General features: G+C 70.4%; 16 protein-coding genes. 7 read left to right on the top strand and 9 right to left on the bottom strand.

Annotated features, from left to right (window positions below; translation table 11 throughout):
• Window positions 1–69: 69 nt before the first annotated feature.
• From ACW9UL_RS05090 to ACW9UL_RS05075, 4 genes are all read right to left on the bottom strand, one after another.
• Window positions 70–390: an amidase gene (locus ACW9UL_RS05090; protein WP_122108339.1), complete on the bottom strand. Its 321-nt coding sequence runs from the start codon at window positions 388–390 to the stop codon at window positions 70–72.
• Window positions 387–1,505 carry a serine hydrolase domain-containing protein gene (locus ACW9UL_RS05085; RefSeq protein ID WP_457789293.1) on the bottom strand — a complete coding sequence of 373 codons (1,119 nt, stop codon included), beginning with the start codon at window positions 1,503–1,505 and terminating at the stop codon, window positions 387–389. Before ACW9UL_RS05085 ends, ACW9UL_RS05090 begins: the two co-directional genes overlap by 4 nt.
• Window positions 1,506–1,665: 160 nt before the next feature.
• Entirely contained in the window at window positions 1,666–2,451 is a 786-nt protein-coding gene (locus ACW9UL_RS05080) for an oxygen-binding di-iron domain-containing protein (RefSeq protein ID WP_021445675.1), read from the bottom strand.
• A 66-nt stretch (window positions 2,452–2,517) separates the two neighbouring features.
• Complete coding sequence (locus ACW9UL_RS05075) at window positions 2,518–3,405, bottom strand: acyl-CoA dehydrogenase middle domain-containing protein (RefSeq protein ID WP_457789291.1); 888 nt, start codon at window positions 3,403–3,405, stop codon at window positions 2,518–2,520.
• A 149-nt stretch (window positions 3,406–3,554) separates the two neighbouring features.
• Here ACW9UL_RS05075 and olsB point away from each other — a divergent pair, with 149 nt between their 5' ends.
• Together olsB and ACW9UL_RS05065 are read left to right on the top strand one after the other, a co-directional pair.
• Window positions 3,555–4,298, top strand: coding sequence for an L-ornithine N(alpha)-acyltransferase (gene olsB, locus ACW9UL_RS05070; protein ID WP_021444159.1), 744 nt, complete (start codon window positions 3,555–3,557; stop codon window positions 4,296–4,298).
• Between the two features lie 178 nt (window positions 4,299–4,476).
• Entirely contained in the window at window positions 4,477–5,250 is a 774-nt protein-coding gene (locus tag ACW9UL_RS05065) for a lysophospholipid acyltransferase family protein (RefSeq protein WP_457789289.1), read from the top strand.
• Between the two features lie 62 nt (window positions 5,251–5,312).
• Here the strand turns inward: ACW9UL_RS05065 and ACW9UL_RS05060 are convergent, their stop codons facing one another.
• The gene (locus ACW9UL_RS05060; protein ID WP_457789287.1) at window positions 5,313–6,164 is read right to left on the bottom strand and encodes a universal stress protein; all 852 of its coding nucleotides are present in this window, start codon (window positions 6,162–6,164) and stop codon (window positions 5,313–5,315) included.
• 132 nt (window positions 6,165–6,296) lie between these two features.
• Between ACW9UL_RS05060 and ACW9UL_RS05055 the strand changes: the two genes are divergently transcribed.
• Window positions 6,297–9,011, top strand: coding sequence for a cation-transporting P-type ATPase (locus tag ACW9UL_RS05055; protein ID WP_457789285.1), 2,715 nt, complete (start codon window positions 6,297–6,299; stop codon window positions 9,009–9,011).
• 33 nt (window positions 9,012–9,044) lie between these two features.
• On the opposite strand, the gene ACW9UL_RS05050 is transcribed toward ACW9UL_RS05055, so the two are convergent.
• Complete coding sequence (locus tag ACW9UL_RS05050) at window positions 9,045–9,620, bottom strand: acyl carrier protein phosphodiesterase (RefSeq protein ID WP_122108334.1); 576 nt, start codon at window positions 9,618–9,620, stop codon at window positions 9,045–9,047.
• A 102-nt stretch (window positions 9,621–9,722) separates the two neighbouring features.
• Between ACW9UL_RS05050 and ACW9UL_RS05045 the strand changes: the two genes are divergently transcribed.
• Both ACW9UL_RS05045 and ACW9UL_RS05040 read left to right on the top strand, forming a co-directional pair.
• Window positions 9,723–10,043, top strand: a complete 321-nt coding sequence (locus ACW9UL_RS05045) for an ArsR/SmtB family transcription factor (RefSeq protein ID WP_031303395.1) — start codon at window positions 9,723–9,725, stop codon at window positions 10,041–10,043.
• A 38-nt stretch (window positions 10,044–10,081) separates the two neighbouring features.
• Window positions 10,082–11,131 carry an alkene reductase gene (locus tag ACW9UL_RS05040; protein ID WP_122108332.1) on the top strand — a complete coding sequence of 350 codons (1,050 nt, stop codon included), beginning with the start codon at window positions 10,082–10,084 and terminating at the stop codon, window positions 11,129–11,131.
• 127 nt (window positions 11,132–11,258) lie between these two features.
• Here the strand turns inward: ACW9UL_RS05040 and ACW9UL_RS05035 are convergent, their stop codons facing one another.
• Entirely contained in the window at window positions 11,259–12,104 is an 846-nt protein-coding gene (locus ACW9UL_RS05035; RefSeq protein WP_457789282.1) for an ATPase, read from the bottom strand.
• A gap of 343 nt (window positions 12,105–12,447) precedes the next feature.
• On the opposite strand from ACW9UL_RS05035, the gene ACW9UL_RS05030 reads away from it, so the two are divergent.
• Window positions 12,448–12,738, top strand: coding sequence for a hypothetical protein (locus ACW9UL_RS05030; RefSeq protein ID WP_021445244.1), 291 nt, complete (start codon window positions 12,448–12,450; stop codon window positions 12,736–12,738).
• A 103-nt stretch (window positions 12,739–12,841) separates the two neighbouring features.
• Here ACW9UL_RS05030 and ACW9UL_RS05025 read toward each other — a convergent pair whose 3' ends face one another.
• A complete protein-coding gene (locus ACW9UL_RS05025; RefSeq protein ID WP_457789280.1) occupies window positions 12,842–13,834 on the bottom strand; it encodes an NAD-dependent epimerase/dehydratase family protein in 993 nt (330 codons plus the stop codon).
• Window positions 13,835–14,011: 177 nt separating this feature from the next.
• Here ACW9UL_RS05025 and ACW9UL_RS05020 point away from each other — a divergent pair, with 177 nt between their 5' ends.
• Entirely contained in the window at window positions 14,012–15,073 is a 1,062-nt protein-coding gene (locus ACW9UL_RS05020; protein WP_457789278.1) for a saccharopine dehydrogenase family protein, read from the top strand.
• Window positions 15,074–15,136: 63 nt separating this feature from the next.
• On the opposite strand, the gene ACW9UL_RS05015 is transcribed toward ACW9UL_RS05020, so the two are convergent.
• Window positions 15,137–16,030: a LysR family transcriptional regulator ArgP gene (locus tag ACW9UL_RS05015; RefSeq protein WP_397496191.1), complete on the bottom strand. Its 894-nt coding sequence runs from the start codon at window positions 16,028–16,030 to the stop codon at window positions 15,137–15,139.
• Window positions 16,031–16,032 lie beyond the last annotated feature (2 nt).

Below are 16,032 nucleotides of genomic sequence, written 5' to 3'. Positions count from 1 at the left end.
CTCCGGTGCCATTGGCTCAAGATCGTGGGGCTAGGCTCCCCTCTCCCATTGCGGGGAGAGGGTTGGTCGCTAGTCGTTCGGCAACAGCTGGCAGCCCTGGCGCGCGCCCAGCCAGACGGCACTGTGGGTGCGGCCCAGGCCGCTGGCGGTCACCCGCTTGCCGGCCGTATCGTCGAGCAGACTGCCGATGGGCACGTACTGGGCGACGTAACCTTCGCAATAGGCCGCCGGATTGCCGCTGACGTAACGGCAGGAGCAGTACTCCTTGGCGGTGTAGGCGCCGATGATGTCGGGGAACGCCGCCAGGTGCGCGCGATTGGGCCAGGCCAGGGCGATCAGCACGATGACCAGCAACAGCAGCAGGGTAAGCCAGGGACGACGACGGATCATGGCTGCACCTCCTCGGCGAAGGCCGCACGCACGCGCTTGAGCAGTTCGTTATGACTGTAGCTGCCGTCGCGATCGTCGGCGTAGCGCACCACCACCAGTTTCTCCTCGGGCAGCACGTACAGGCCCTGGCCCCAGTGACCGAGGGCGGCCAGGGTATCGGCCGGCGCATCCGGCCAGGGCCGCGCGGCGCCGGGCAGTTCGGCGTTGAGCCACCAGTGGGCGCCGGGTACCGCGTCGCCGGGCTTGGCCGTCTGCGGCTGGTAGCCGGCGAACGGCGTGGCGACGAACTCGACCCAGGCCGGCGGCAGCAGCTGGCGCTCGCCCCAGCGGCCGCCGCGCTGCAGCAGCAGGCCGACGCGGGCCAGGTCGCGGGCGCTCATGTAGGCGTAGGACGAGGCGACGAAGGTGCCGGCACCGTCGCGTTCCCAGGTCGCGCTGGCGATGCCCAGCGGCTCGAACAGCGCAGTCCAGGGGTAGTCGGGGTAGGCCTCGGCGCCGACCATGCCCTTGAGCGCGGCGGCCAGCAGGTTGCTGTCGCCGCTGGAGTAGCGAAAGCGCACCCCCGGCGCGGCGTCGGCGGCATGCGCCGCGGCGAAGCCGGCCATGTCGTCACGACCGCGGGTGTAGAGCATGGCGATCACCGAGGACTGCAGCGGCGCGTATTCGTAGTCCTCCTGCCAGGCCAGACCCGAGGCCCAGTTGAGCAGGTGACCGACCTTGACCTGCGGGTGCTCGGCCATCGCCGGGTAGTACTTGGCTACCGGCGCGTCCAGCTTGAAGCGGCCCTCGCCGTAGGCCACGCCGAGGGTGGTGGCGAGCAGGCTCTTGGCCATCGACCAAGTCAGGTGCGCGGTGTCGGCGCGGGTCGGCGCGGCGTAGCGTTCGTAGACGATCCGGCCGTCGCGCACCACCAGCAGCGCATCGCTGCGCACGCCCAGGCGCGTGGCGTCGTCGCGCGGCGGGAAGGCGTAGGCCTCCAGCGCGGCCAGCGCCGGGCTGTCGCTGTGGGGGGCGGTTTGCCAGTCCGGCTGCGGCCAGGACTCGGCCCGGGCGATGCCGGCCAGCAGGCTGAGGCCGAGCAGCAGGCTCATACGGCGAAGGGAAAAGGGGCTCATGGGCGGCCTCGCTAGGAAATCGAGGCGCACCCTAGCACGGAGCCGGTGACCGCTTGAAGCGCCGCGCCGCCCCTGCACGCGGGCAAAGGTGGGTTGGCGCCGAGCGCAGCGCAGCCCAACGGGGAGCGCGCCCCATCGCAGCCAAGCCACCGAGCGCGCCTCAGCTCGGCAGGCGATAGTCCTCCGGCCCCATCAGGTCGAGGCCGCATTCGAGGTTCTCGATCCAGTAGAGGAAGGCGCTGATCATCTCCGCACCGACGAAGGGCCGGCCGTGCTGCGGCACTATCATCGCCACGTCCATCTCGCGGACCATCGCCGCCCACAGCCGGCAGGCCTTGTTGCCGGCCATGTAGCGGCGGTGGAAGCCCTCCATGTTGGGTAGGTGATTGACGAAGTCGCGCACCGGGTTGGCGTCGTCCACCAGCGAGGCGCCCATGTCGCCGGAGAAGAGGATCTTGCTCACCGGATCGTACAGCTGGAAGTTGCCCACCGAATGGAGGAAATGCGCCGGCACCGCCTTCAGCGTGCACTGGCCCAGCGCGATGCTCTGGCCGCGGTCGGGCAGCGCGATGATGCGATCGAAGGTGTTGATGCCGCGGCTCAACGCCAGGTAGTTGGCGGTCAGGTGCGGCAGAAAGCGCGCCCACAGCTTGGAGCAGATCACCCGCGCCCGGGTGTGCAGCAGCCACTTGTCCAGCGAGGCGATGATGTCCGGGTCCTGGTGCGAGGCGAAGATGTAGGTCAGGTCCTGCACCGGGATGTGCTTGGACAGCTCCAGCGACAGCGGCGTGTAGGTCAGGTCGCCGCCCGGATCGAGCAGCAGGTACTGCTCATGGTCAGTGATCAGGAACTGGTTGGACTGCACGCCCTCGCCGCTGACCAGGTCATCGAACATCAGGCATTGGTGGCTGCCGTTATCGAACAGCACGATGGGCTCGCGGCGCATGGAAACCTCGTAGACGAAACGCGAGGCAACCTTAGGGCCGCGCCCTGTGCGGCGTACTGATATGGATCAAGCCCGGGCGACAATCTGCCGCGCCTTCTCCAGGCGCTTGGCCCGCGCGCCTTCGGCGATCTGCAGCAGGCCCTGGTCGCGCTGCCACAGCGCCGCCCAGGGCGCCGGGCCGGTGGCGAAGGCGGCGTCCAGCTCGGCCGCCAGCGCTCGCTGCTGGGCGAACAGGCCGGCCAGCAGCAGGTGCGTGGGCGCCGCGCTCGGGCACTGCCGGGCCACCTCGGCGCAGCCGGCCAGCTGCGCCAGCAGGCGCAGCTGCAGGGCCTCGGGCCAGGCGCATTCCTGGCCGACGCCATGCAGCCAGGCGCACAGCGCGGCGAGCACGTGGACGTCCTCGATGCTGCGAAAGGGTTTGACGTAGTCGGCCCAGCCGTCGCCGGCCAGACGCTCGCACTGCGCCTGCTGCAGATGCAGGCGGGCGTGGCCGATATCCGGCATCAGCGGCAGTGCCGGCAGCGCCTCGATGCGCACCCCGGGCGCGCCCTGGCGCACCACGCCGAGTACCAGGCGCGGCGCCTCGCCCGGGCCGTCCTCGCGCGCCGCCACCAGCAGCCAGTCGGCGCACTCGGCGGCGGTGACGAAGTCCTTGCGCCCGTCGATATGCAGGCCGTCGATACGTGTGTGCATATCCGCCGGCCGCGTGCTGCGCCCTTCGGTGACGCACAGCGCGCCGGCCGACCAGGGCGCCGCCGGCCACAGCACGCGCAGCGCCGCCTGGTAGCCGGCGAGAAAGGCCAGCCCCGGCGTCGCCGCCAGGCGCCCGCCGAGGGCCAGCTCGAACGGCTGCGGCGCCCCGCCCAGGCGTTGCAGCAGCCGGCCGTACCAGTCCTCCAGGCCCTGTTCGGCGCTCAGGCGGGCAGCGGGTTGCAGCAGGGTTGACCAGGGCATCGCGTATTCCCTCCAGGCAACGGCCGGCGGCCGTCACACAAGCATCAAAAAAGCTTCACGGTGGTGACACCGCGGCTACCTAGCCTGACTTTGCCCAACAAGATCGACCGGCTGCAAGTCCCGAAAGCCGGCTTTAAGGAGGCTCAGGCATGACCCAGACTGCACCCAACACCGCACGCCGCCTGCAGGCCGAACGCCTGGTGGGCCCCGCCGCCCTGCGCGAAGCCCAGGCCCTGCGCTACCGGGTGTTCAGCGCCGAATTCGACGCCAAGCTCAACGGCGCCGAACTGGGCCTGGACATGGACGACTACGACATTCACTGCCGGCATATCGGTGTGCGTGATATGAACAGCGGCGAGCTGGTGGCCACCACCCGCCTGCTCGACCACCAGGCCGCCGCCGGCCTCGGCCGCTACTACAGCGAAGAGGAATTCAGCCTGCACGGCCTGGCCGGGCTGCAGGGCCCGGTGCTGGAGATCGGCCGCACCTGCGTCGATGGCGCCTACCGCAACGGCGCCACCATCGCCGTGCTCTGGGGCGAACTGGCCGAGGTGCTCAACGAGGGCGGCTACCGCTACCTGATGGGGTGCGCCAGCATCTCCATGCAGGACGGCGGCATCCAGGCCCAGGCGATCATGCAGCGCCTGCGCGAACGCTACCTGTGCACCGAACACCTGCGCGCCGAACCCAGGCACCCGCTGCCGCAACTGGACGTGCCGGGCAACGTCATCGCCGAGATGCCGCCGCTGCTCAAGGCCTACATGCGCCTGGGCGCGAAGATCTGCGGCGAGCCCTGCTGGGACCGCGACTTCCAGGTCGCCGACGTGTTCATCCTGCTCAAGCGCGACGAGCTGTGCCCGCGCTATGCCCGCCACTTCAAGGCGGCCGTGTAGGTTGGGCTGAGCGCAGCGATGCCCAACGGGCGATGTGCGGCCACACGTCGGCGTTGCGCCGCCCCGCTCTCGTTGGGCTCCGTCGCTGCTCGCCCCAACCTACAGCCAGACAGCCAGGCATCGCCAAACGCTCCTGTGCATGGATAATGCCGCCACTCATCCTTATGCGGAGGCCCCGATGGCCCAACTGCGTCTGTCCCTGCGCCTGGCCCACCTGTTGCTGGTGATCGCCTGCGGCGCCCTGCTGGCCGGCGTGGTCAGCCTGTGCGAACGCCTGGTGCGCCACGACCTGATGGCCCTGCGCCAACGCCTGACCCGCTGGTTCCTCGCGCGCCTCAGCGGCGCCCTGCCGTTTCGCGTGCGCGTCGAAGGCGAGCTGCCGGCCCAGCCCATGCTGTGGGTCGCCAACCACGTGTCCTGGACCGACATCCCGCTGCTCGGCGCGCTGCAGCCGATCTCCTTCCTGTCCAAGGCCGAGGTGCGCACCTGGCCGCTGGCCGGCTGGCTGGCGCACAAGGCCGGCACCCTGTTCATCCGCCGCGGCTCGGGCGACAGCAACCTGGTCGGCCAGCAGCTGGGGCGCCATCTGCAACGCGGCCGCCACCTGCTGATCTTCCCCGAGGGCACCACCACCGACGGCCTGGGCCTGCGCACCTTCCACGGCCGCCTGCTGGCGAGCGCGATCGACAGCGGCGTGCCGCTGCAACCGGTGGCCATCCGCTACCTGCGCGGCGGCCAGCCGTGCCCGGTGGCGCCCTTCGTCGGCGACGACGACATGCTCAGCCACCTGCTGCGCCTGCTGCGCAGCCAAGCCGGCGAGGTGCAGATCCAGCTGCTGGCGCCGATCGCCAGCAACAGCGCCAGCCGCAACGAACTGGCGCGCCAGGCGCAGAGCCGCATCGCCGCCGCCCTACAGCTGGACGCGCCGGCAGCCCAGCGCGAGGCCGCCTGAAGCCCACACCAGGCCGGCCACCCAGGAGCTGTGGGCGGCGCTGATTGCAGCACAGGCCTTTCTCAGGCCGACGGCGGCACGATCAGCGCATCGCAATCCACCTCGGCCAGCAGACGACTGGCCACGCTGCCCAGGACGAAACGCGCGAGTCCCTGGCGCGCATGGGTGCCGAGCACCAGCAGATCGGCGCCAGACTGCTGCTGAGCCTCGCCGATCACCCGCTCGGGAGAACCAAACGCGACATGCAGGCACTCAGCTGCCAGCTCCACCCCTTCCTCGCGAAGCTGGGCGACAGCCTGATCACGGGCGGCGCTGCGCTGATTCTCCAGCAACGCCGGGCCGAGCCCCGCCTCCGTCATCGTGCCGCTCGAAGGCAGCTCCAGGGCGCAGGCCGCGGCGAGATCCAGCGAGTTCAGCACCCCCAGATCCCGTGCCCGACGCAAGGCCTGCTGCGAAGTGCCGCTGGATAGATCCAGCGCCAGCAGCGCGCTACGGTACTCGTGCATCACCGGCCCATTGACCCGCAGCACCGGCAGATGGCTGCTGCGCACCAGCCGTTCGAGGGTGGTGCCGGCGAAGAAATCGCGCAACATCGATTTGCGGTGCGCCCCCACCACCAGCAGGTCGGCCGCCAGCTCCTGTGCACTCGCCACCAGCAGCGAGGCCGGGTCGCCACTGTCGACCACCACTCGCGGCCGGCTGCCGGCCTGCTCGGCCAGACGCTCGGCCTGCGCCTGCAGCAGGGTCTCGGCCTGACGCACCTGATTCTGTACGAATACCGTCGGCGCATCGTCATCGACCGCATGCACCAGGCTCCAGTCCCCACCGCCCTGACTTCGCACCAACTGCACGGCGCGCTGCGTGGCATGTGCCGAGCGCTCGGAAAGGTCGGTCGCCACCAGTATCTTGTTCATCTCATCCTCCTCGGCAGGCATCTGGCCCGCTCCGTCGAGCGCCTGGACAGCCCCCCGATGCTTGATGCAGATCAGGCCAGGCGCGGAGAAACCGACTAAGGTCCTAGCGGGACATCGAACAGAGACACCCGAATGGACACTCGGCTCCCTGAACACTCTGACAACGCCTGGCACGAACTGACTCCACAACAAGCACTGGAGGCCCAGCGCAGCTCGTCGAGCGGCCTGGAGCAGCGCGAGGCCACCACTCGCCTGCAGCTGCACGGGCCCAACCGGCTGCCGCCGCCCAAGCGGCGCGGCCCGCTGCTGCGCCTGCTGTACCAGTTCCACAACGTGCTGCTGTACATGATGATGGCCGCCGCCCTGATCACCGCCCTGCTCGGCCACTGGGTCGACACCGGGGTGATCCTCGCCGCGGTGCTGATCAACGTGGTGATCGGCTTTATCCAGGAAGGCAAGGCGGAAAACGCCCTCGACGCCATCCGCAACCTGCTGTCGCCGCATGCCCTGGTGCTGCGCGGCGGCGAGCGCCTGGAGATCGACGCCGAGCAGCTGGTGCCCGGCGATATCGTCCTGCTCGCCTCCGGCGACAAGGTGCCGGCCGACCTGCGCCTGCTCAGCGTGAAGAACCTGTTGGTGGAGGAAGCGGCGCTGACCGGCGAATCGCTGCCGGTGGAGAAATCCCTGGCCCGTTGCCAGGCCGATGCCGCCCTCGGCGACCGCCGCTGTATGGCCTATTCCGGCACCCTGGTGGCCAGCGGTCAGGCCAGCGGCCTGGTGGTGGCCACCGGCGCGGGCACCGAACTGGGCCGCATCGGCGCCATGCTGCAGCAGGTGCAGGCGATGACCACCCCGCTGCTGCGGCAGATCGAGCAGTTCAGCCGCTGGCTGGCCCTGGCCATCCTCATCTTCGCCCTGGCCACCTTCGCCCTCGGCACCTTCTGGCACGGCCAGGACCCGGCCGAGATGTTCATGATGGTGGTGGCGCTGACCGCCGCGGCCATCCCCGAGGGGCTGCCGGCGCTGATGACGGTGATCCTCGCCCTCGGCGTGCAGCGCATGGCCGGGCGCAACGCCATCGTCCGCCGTCTGCCGGCGGTGGAGACCCTGGGTTCGGTGACGCTGATCTGCTCGGACAAGACCGGCACCCTGACGCGCAACGAGATGACCGTGCAGCGCGTGGTCAGCGCCAGCCGCATCCTCGACGTCAGCGGCGTCGGCTACGCCCCGCAAGGCGCCTTCCACCTGGACGGCGCGTTGATGGAACCGGATGCCGCGCTGCTGGAAATCGCCCGCGCCGCCGCGCTGTGCAACGACGCCCAGCTGCAGCAGGACGCCGGCGGCACCTGGCGCCTGCAGGGCGACCCAACCGAGGGTGCGCTGCACACCCTGGCGCTCAAGGCCGGCCTGGACGCCGCCACCCTGCACGCCCAGTTGCCGCGCAGCGACGCCATTCCCTTCGAGTCCGAACACCGCTTTATGGCCAGCCTGCATCACGATCATCGAGGCCACGGGACCATCTACCTCAAGGGCGCGCCGGAGCGGGTGCTGGAGATGTGCCGCGAGCAGCGCGGCGCCGACGGCGGCAGCCAGCCGCTGGACGCCGACTACTGGCGGCGCCAGGCCACCGACCTGGCCGCCCGCGGCCTGCGCCTGCTGGCCATCGCCAGCCGCCCGGCTGACGCCTCCCAGCGCAGCCTGAGTTTCGCCGACGTGGAGCAGGACATGTGCCTGCTGGCGCTGGTCGGCATCATCGACCCGCCGCGCGAGGAAGCCATCGCCGCCGTCGCCGAATGCCAGCGCGCCGGCATCCGGGTCAAGATGATCACCGGCGACCACGCCGAGACCGCCCGTGCCATCGGCGCCCAGCTGGGCATCGGCGTCGGCCTGCCGGCGCTGACCGGCGCCGAACTGGAGCTGCTCGACGAGCGCCAGCTGCGCCAGGTGCTGCCCGGCGTCGAGGTGTTCGCCCGCGCCAGCCCCGAGCACAAGCTGCGCCTGGTGCAGGCCATGCAGGCCAGCGGCGAGGTGGTGGCGATGACCGGCGACGGGGTCAACGACGCCCCGGCGCTGAAACGCGCCGACGTCGGCGTGGCCATGGGCGACAAGGGCACCGAGGCGGCCAAGGAGGCGGCCGAGGTGGTGCTGGCCGACGACAACTTCGCCACCATCGCCGGTGCCGTGCGCGAGGGCCGGGCGATCTACGACAACCTGAAGAAGTTCATCCTCTTCGCCCTGCCCACCAACGGCGGCCAGGCGCTGATCGTGATCGCCGCCATCCTGTTCCAGCTGACCCTGCCGCTGACCCCGGCGCAGGTGCTGTGGATCAACATGGTCACCTCGGTGACCCTGGGCCTGGCGCTGGCCTTCGAGCCGGCCGAGGCCGGGCTGATGGACCGCCCGCCACGGGCGCCGAACGAGCCGCTGCTGTCGGCCTTCTTCGTCTGGCGCGTGCTGCTGGTGTCGCTGCTGATGGCCGGCGCCGGCATCGGCCTGTTCCTCTGGGAGCTGGACAACGGCACCGGGCTGGACAGCGCGCGGACCATGGCGCTGAACGCGGTGGTGATGTGCGAGGTGTTCTACCTGATCAACAGCCGGCGCATCTTCGCCTCGGTGCTCAGCCTCGACGGCCTGTTCGGCAGCCGCGCCGTGCTGCTGGCCATCGCCGCCTGCCTGCTGCTGCAGGCGCTGTACACCTATGCCCCGCCGCTGCAGCGGCTGTTCCACTCCACCGCGCTGGATGCGGCGCAGTGGGCGCGGGTGGTGCTGGCCGGGCTGGCGCTGTTCGTCGTCGCCGAGCTGGAGAAATGGCTGATCCGCCGTTTGCGCCTGCAGCCGACGGGGTAACCTCGGTGCGCGCGGCGCACCGGGGCAATCGTCTCAACCCCGCTCGCCGCGGGCGAACGCCATCAGCTCGGGGTAGAAGGCGCGAAAATCCTCGCTCAGCGGCTGGTACAGGCGCTCCAGCTCGCCCAGGCTGCCGTCGAGCAGCTGCGGTCGCGACAGCCGTCGCTGCATGCCGGCGATCACCTGCTCCAGCACCGCGAACTCGCGGTAGCTGCCGAGCCAGTCCTGCGCCGCCATGCGCGGCGCGATCAGCGCCAGGCGCCCGGGCAGCTGGGGCTCGTCGGCCAGCACCCGGTACACCCGCGCGGTAAAGGCCTCCAGCGGCTGCTCGGCGTAGTCGGCCCAGTCGCGCGCCAGGCAGTGGTCGAAGAACAGATCCAGCAGCATGCCGGCTGTGCGCCGCCGCGCGGCGGGGAAGCGCGCCCGCGCACGCGCCTGCAGCGGATGGCTGTCGGTGAAGGCGTCGATGCGCCGGTGCAGGCGGATGGCCGCCTCGATTTCCGCCGGCCACTGCCCGCCCAGCGGCCCCTTGACGAAATCGCCGTAGAGGCTGCCAAGCAGTTGCGGCGGGGCAGCGCCGCCGAGGTGCAGGTGGGCCAGGTAGTTCATGCGCCGAGCTTAACCGGCCGCCTCGCAGAATCGAAGCCGTCGATAACGGCTATCGGCACAAACGATCTGTATATCGCCACAGACCGATATAAGGTTCGTCCCATGCCGATACAGCGAACCCACACCATGGACCTCGACGCCATCATCAAAGCCCTCGCCCACCCGGTGCGGCGCGACATCCTGCACTGGCTGAAGGAGCCCGAGCGCCACTTCGCCGACCAGGAGCATCCGCTCGAGATCGGCGTGTGCGCCGGCAAGATCAACCAGCGCTGCGGGCTGTCGCAGTCCACCGTGTCGGCGCACCTGGCCACCCTGCAGCGCGCCGGTCTGGTGAGCAGCCGCAAGGTTGGCCAGTGGCACTTCTTCAAGCGCAACGAGGCGACCATCCAGGCCTTCGTCGAACGCCTCGGCCAGCAACTCTGAACATCCTTTTCCCAATCGCTCCCCACGGAGGATTCACCATGCCCACGCTCTTCGACCCGATCCAGATCGGCGACCTCGCCCTGAACAACCGCATCATCATGGCGCCACTGACCCGCACCCGCGCCGACGAAGGCCGCGTGCCCAACGCGCTGATGGCCGAGTACTACGTGCAGCGCGCCTCGGCCGGGCTGATCATCAGCGAGGCCACCGCGGTCACGCCGATGGGCGTCGGCTACCCGGACACCCCCGGCATCTGGTCGGAGGCGCAGATCCGCGGCTGGAGCAACGTGACCAAGGCGGTGCACGCCAACGGCGGCAAGATCGTCCTGCAGCTGTGGCACGTCGGGCGCATCTCCGACCCGATCTACCTGAACGGCGAACTGCCGGTGGCGCCGAGCGCGATCAAGCCGGCCGGCCACGTCAGCCTGGTGCGCCCGATCAAGGAGTTCGTCACCCCGCGCGCGCTGGAAACCGAGGAAATCGCCGATATCGTCGAGGCCTACCGCCAGGGCGCGGAGAACGCCAAGGCCGCTGGTTTCGACGGCGTGGAGATCCACGGCGCCAACGGCTACCTGCTCGACCAGTTCCTGCAGAGCAGCACCAACCAGCGCACCGACCGCTACGGCGGCAGCCTGGAGAACCGCGCGCGTCTGCTGCTGGAAGTCACCGATGCCGCCATCGAGGTGTGGGGTGCCGGCCGCGTCGGCGTGCACCTGGCGCCGCGTGCCGACGCCCACGACATGGGCGATGCCAACCGCGCCGAGACCTTCACCTACGTCGCCCGCGAGCTGGGCAAGCGCGGCATCGCCTTTATCTGCGCCCGCGAGCAGGAAGCCGACGACAGCCTGTCGCCGAGCCTGAAGGAAGCCTTCGGCGGCGTCTTCATCGCCAACGAGCGTTTCACCAAGGATCAGGCCAATGCCTGGCTGGCCGAGGGCAAGGCCGATGCGGTGGCCTTCGGCATCCCCTTTATCGCCAACCCGGACCTGCCGGCCCGCCTGCAGCAGGACGCGCCGCTCAACGAACCGCAGCCGCAGACCTTCTACAGCGCCGGCCCGGTGGGCTATATCGACTATCCGCGACTGTAAGCCCGGCAACGAAACGCGCCGCTGAAGCGCCTCCCGCAACACCCACAGCGCCTGTGGGAGGGGCTTCAGCCGCGAGCGTAAACGCACAAGCCCCGCATTGCGGGGCTTGTGCGTTTAGCGCGACGCCTCAGCGCGCGTCGAGCTGCTGCTGCAGGTTGATCACCTGGCTCTGCAGGGTGTTGATGTTGCGCGTCATCTGCGCGCGGAAGGCGTCGAACTCGGCGGTATTGGGGCCGGCGCTGGCGGCAGGGCGGCTGTCCAGCTCGCTGCGCAGCACCAGCAGGTCCTGTTCCAGGCGCTGGATGGCCTGGGCCGGGTTGCCCTGCTGCTTCAGCGTGTCGATCTCGCCACTCAGGCTCTTGATCCGGCCATCGAGCTTGGCCAGTTCGGCCTGCGCCGCCTTGGCCTCGCCCTGCGCGCTCTTCAGCGCGGCCTGCTCGCTGCTCAGCGCCTGCAGGCGCTTGTCGAAGGCGGCGCTGGCGCCGAGGCCGCTTTTCAGCTCGCTGCCTAGCTGCTCGAGGCGCTTGTCCAGCGCAGCCTGCGCGCTGGCGGCCTGTTGCTGCTGCTTGCCCAGCTCGGCGAGGCGATTCTCCAGCTGCTTGACCTGCAGCTTGAGCGCCTCGCTGCCGCTGGTGACGTTCGATTCGGTGGCCACCACCTTGCCGGAGATGTCCTGGATGCGCCCAGCGGCCTCCTCACTGATGCGCGCGAAGCTTTCCTGGGTCGCCACCAGGCGCTGCTCCATCAGGCCGATCTGCTGCAGGCTCCACCAGCCGAGGCCGCCCAGGGCGATGCTCAGCGCGCCGACCAGCGCCCACAGCGGGCCGGTGCTGGCGCCTTTACCCGCCGCCGGGCCGGCCGGCGCGCGCTGCGGGCGCGGGGCCGGCTCGTCCTGGGGCTCGGCGAATTCCTCGCGGCGCCCGGGCGTCAGGCTGGGCAGGTGATCGAGCTCGTCGTGGGCATCGTTGCGCATGGTCGGACCTTTGTCTGGAACGGGGTAAACGAAAGTGCCGCGCAGTATACCGATTCGCCGATGGCCGATCAGCGCCGCGCCAAGCAGGTGCGCGGCGCACCGACGAAGGGCGCGACAGCCTCATCGACCCGCCGCCAGCCCCGTGGTTCCGCGTTTTTTGAACTGGTACGCAGTTTGCTGAGGATCATTCGAGTTCAGCGACGGGCGGCCTTGGAGCCGCTCGTGCTCCGCGGCACGGCGCCGCGGGCGATGGGCAGCCGGGCGAGGGAATACGCCCGGCCCGGTCACACAGGCGTCAGGACGAGGCCAGGGGTGACCCTTCAACCAACCTGGGGGAAGCGGCATGGAACTGAACAAAGCGCTATTGGACTGCATGCAAGCCTTGCGTCGCCGGCTGCGCGACGAACTGGCCCTGGATATCCGCCTGAGCCAGAGCGATGCGGTGATCGCCATGCTCGGCGGTTGCCTGCAGTCGAGCGACGAAGAAACCCGTCGGCTCGGCCAGCGCCTGGCCGAACTCGCCGATCAACGCCCGCCGACGCCCGCCGCCAAGCCGGTGGCCAGCGTGGCGCTGCCACAGGCGGCGCCCAGCGGCTCGGTGCGCATCTATCGCGGCCAGCGCGTCTATGCCTGAGTGGCTGGCAGGCGACACTCCGCCTGGCCGTGCCGACTCTGCCGTGCTCAAGGCTGTTCGCGGCTGAAGCCGCGCCTGCCGGACGACCTGCGACCGCGCTTGATCAGGCGCGCGACTGCACCTGCCACCAGGTGCAGAACTCGTCCAGCGCATCCCACAGGCTGGCCCTGGGCTCATAGTCGAGGTACTGCCGCGCGCGGTCGATATTCAGCGAGAAATCCCTGGCCATCACCGCCACGCCGAGGCGGAACAGGCTCGGCTCCGGGCGCCCCGGCAGCAGCCTGCACACGCCCTCGTTGAGGCAGGCGGCGGCGTAGGCCAGCGGGTAAGGCACATGGCGGGTCACCGGTGGCAGCTCCAGGCGGCGCAGCACGTAATTGACCACGTCCCACAGCGGCACCGGCGCGCCGTTGCTGATATTGTACACCTGGCCCAGCGCCGGGCCGGCGGCCAGCAGGGCGCTGAGCAGGGCGTCGTTGAGGTTGTGCACATTGGTGAAGTCGACCTTGTTCAGGCCGTTGCCGATGATCGCCAGGCGGCCCTTGCGCTGCATGCCGATCAGCCGCGGGAAGATGCTGGTGTCGCCGGCGCCGGTGACGAAGCGCGGGCGCAGGGCGATCACCTCGAGGCCGAACTCCTGGGCGGCGAACACCTGCTGCTCGGCCAGGTACTTGGTCTTGCCGTAGTGATCGGAGAAGCGCTTGGGCACCTGCTCCTCGCGAACATCGACATGAGATTTTCCATCGAAATAGATCGACGGCGACGACAGGTGCACCAGGCGCCGCACCTTCTGCTTCAGGCAGGCCTCGATGACGTTCTCGGTGACCGTCACGTTGGCCTGGTGGAAATGCGCGTAGTCGCCCCACACCCCCACCGCGCCGGCGCAGTGCACCACCGCCTCGACGTCGCGGCACAGCGCCAGGGCCAGATCGGCGTCGCCGAGATCGCCCTGGACGAACTCCGCGCCGCGTTTGATCAGGTGCTGCACGCCCTCGGCGCGGCGGCCGGTGACCCGCACCGCCAGGCCCTGTTCGAGCGCGAAGCGGGCGAAACGCCCGCCGATGAATCCGCTCGCGCCGGTGACCAGAATCTTCATCGCCACTCCCCCGTGGTGCTGCCGTTTGCCGCACTCTAGCAGCGCCACGCCGCCTGCGCGCTGTCGGCGGCGGCCAGAACAGCGACCGCGCAGGCCGATGGATGGGCGCTGCGCCGCCGCGACGCGGGTATAACGGCTACCCTGCACGACACCCCATCGACGCAACAGGACGCTCCCATGGCCAAGCAACACTGGATGATCTACGGCGCCAACGGCTACACCGGTCACCTGCTCGCCGCCGAGGCGCAGCGCCAGGGCCTGCGGCCCATCCTCGCCGGCCGCAACCCGGCGGCGGTGCACGCCCTCGGCAGCCTGCTGGGGCTCGACTGCCGCATCTTCGACATCCAGCAGCCGCAACGGGCACGCGAGGCCCTGGCCGACGTCGCGGTGGTGGCCCACTGCGCCGGGCCCTTCTCCGCCACCAGCGCGCCGATGCTCGAAGCCTGCCTGACCAGCGCCAGCCATTATGTCGACATCACCGGCGAAATCTCGGTGTTCGAGGCGGCGTTCGCCCGCGACGCACAATTCCGGGAGCGCGGCATCGTGGCCTGTCCGGGCGTCGGCTTCGACGTGATTCCCAGCGACTGCCTGGCCGCCTGCCTGCACCAGGCGCTGCCCGACGCGACGCACCTGGCGCTGGGCTTCGACACCGCCAGCGGGCTGTCGCCGGGCACCGCCAAGACCACCGTGGAAGGCCTGCACCTGGGCGGCAAGGTGCGCCGCGCGGGGATCGTCACCGACGTGCCGCTGGGCTATCGGCGCCGTACCATCGACTTCGGCCGCGGCGCCAAGGACGCCGTGACCATTCCCTGGGGCGACGTCGCCACCGCCTACCACTCCACCGGCATCGGCAATATCGAGGTCTACCTGCCGGCGCCCAAGGCGCTGGCCATCGGCATGCGCCTGCTCGATCCGCTGCGCCCACTGTTCGGCCTGGCCAGCGTGCAGGCCTGGCTCAAGCGCCAGGTGGACAGGCGCGTGCAAGGCCCCGACGCGGCCAGCCGCGAGCGCCTGCGCACCTGGCTGTGGGGCGAGGTGCGCAACGCCGCCGGCGTCGTGCGCACGGCCCACCTGCAAACCGCCAACGGCTACGAGGTCACGGTGCACGGCAGCTTGCTGGCGGTGCGCCACCTGCTCGACTACCAGGGCCGCGGCGGCTACTTCACCCCGTCGCAGCTGTTCGGCGCGCGCTGCGTGGAACAGCTGCCAGGCTGCGGGCCGATTCGTCTCGATAGCTAGCACGGCGTACCGCCGCCGTGGACAGGCCGCCGGCTTGTCCCGGGCCGGCCGCCTGGTTCGCGCCTAGCCCTGTTGCACCAGGGCGCCGGCGGCGGCGCGGCGCAGCTGCTCGGTGAGCCCGGCCAGCAGCTCGCCGCCGTTGCGCCAGTGATGCCAGTACAGCGGCACGTCGATAGAACGCCCGGGCACCAGTTCCACCAGCGCGCCGCGCGCCAGCTCGCCGCGCACCTGCAGCTCCGGCACCAGGCCCCAGCCCAGGCCGCCTTCGGTCAGGCGCACGAAGCCTTCCGAGGACGGGCACAGGTGGTAGGCGAAGCCGCCCGCCACGCCGAGCTCGGCCAGGTAGCGGTGCTGCAGCTGATCGTCCGGACCGAAGACGATGGCCGGCGCCCGCGCCAGCGCCGCGGCCGTGACCCCGTCGGCAAAATGCCGGGCGACGAAGGCCGGGCTGGCCAGCGCGCGATAACGCATCGCCCCCAGCGCCAGGCTGCGCGCGCCGGCCACCGGGCGCTCGGCGGCGCACACGCAGCCGGCCACCTCGCCGGCGCGCATGCGCTTGAGGCCGACCTCCTGGTCCTCCACCACCAGCTCCAGCAGTAGCCGCTGGCGCGCGCAGAAGCCACCCACCGCCGCCGCCCACCAGGTCGCCAGGCTGTCGGCGTTGAGGGCGATACGCAGGCGCTCCGGGGTCGCCGCCTCGTCCAGCGCCGGCACCTGCCCCTGCAGGTCGCGTTCGAGCAGACGCACCTGCTGCACATGGTTGAGCAGGCGACGGCCGATCTCGGTGGGCGTCGGCGGCGTGGCGCGCACCAGCACCGGCTGGCCGACCCGCGCCTCGAGCAGCTTGATCCGTTGCGACACGGCCGACTGCGACAGGCCCAGCACCTGCGCCGCACGGTCGAAGCCGGCCTGCTCCACCACCGCCGCCAGGGCGGCGAGCAACTTATAGTCGAACAATC

It is taken from the genome of Pseudomonas sp. PL-6 (assembly GCF_054110165.1).
The sequence above is the reverse complement of the archived record's forward strand: the minus strand, read 5'-3'. Positions and strand labels throughout refer to the sequence as shown.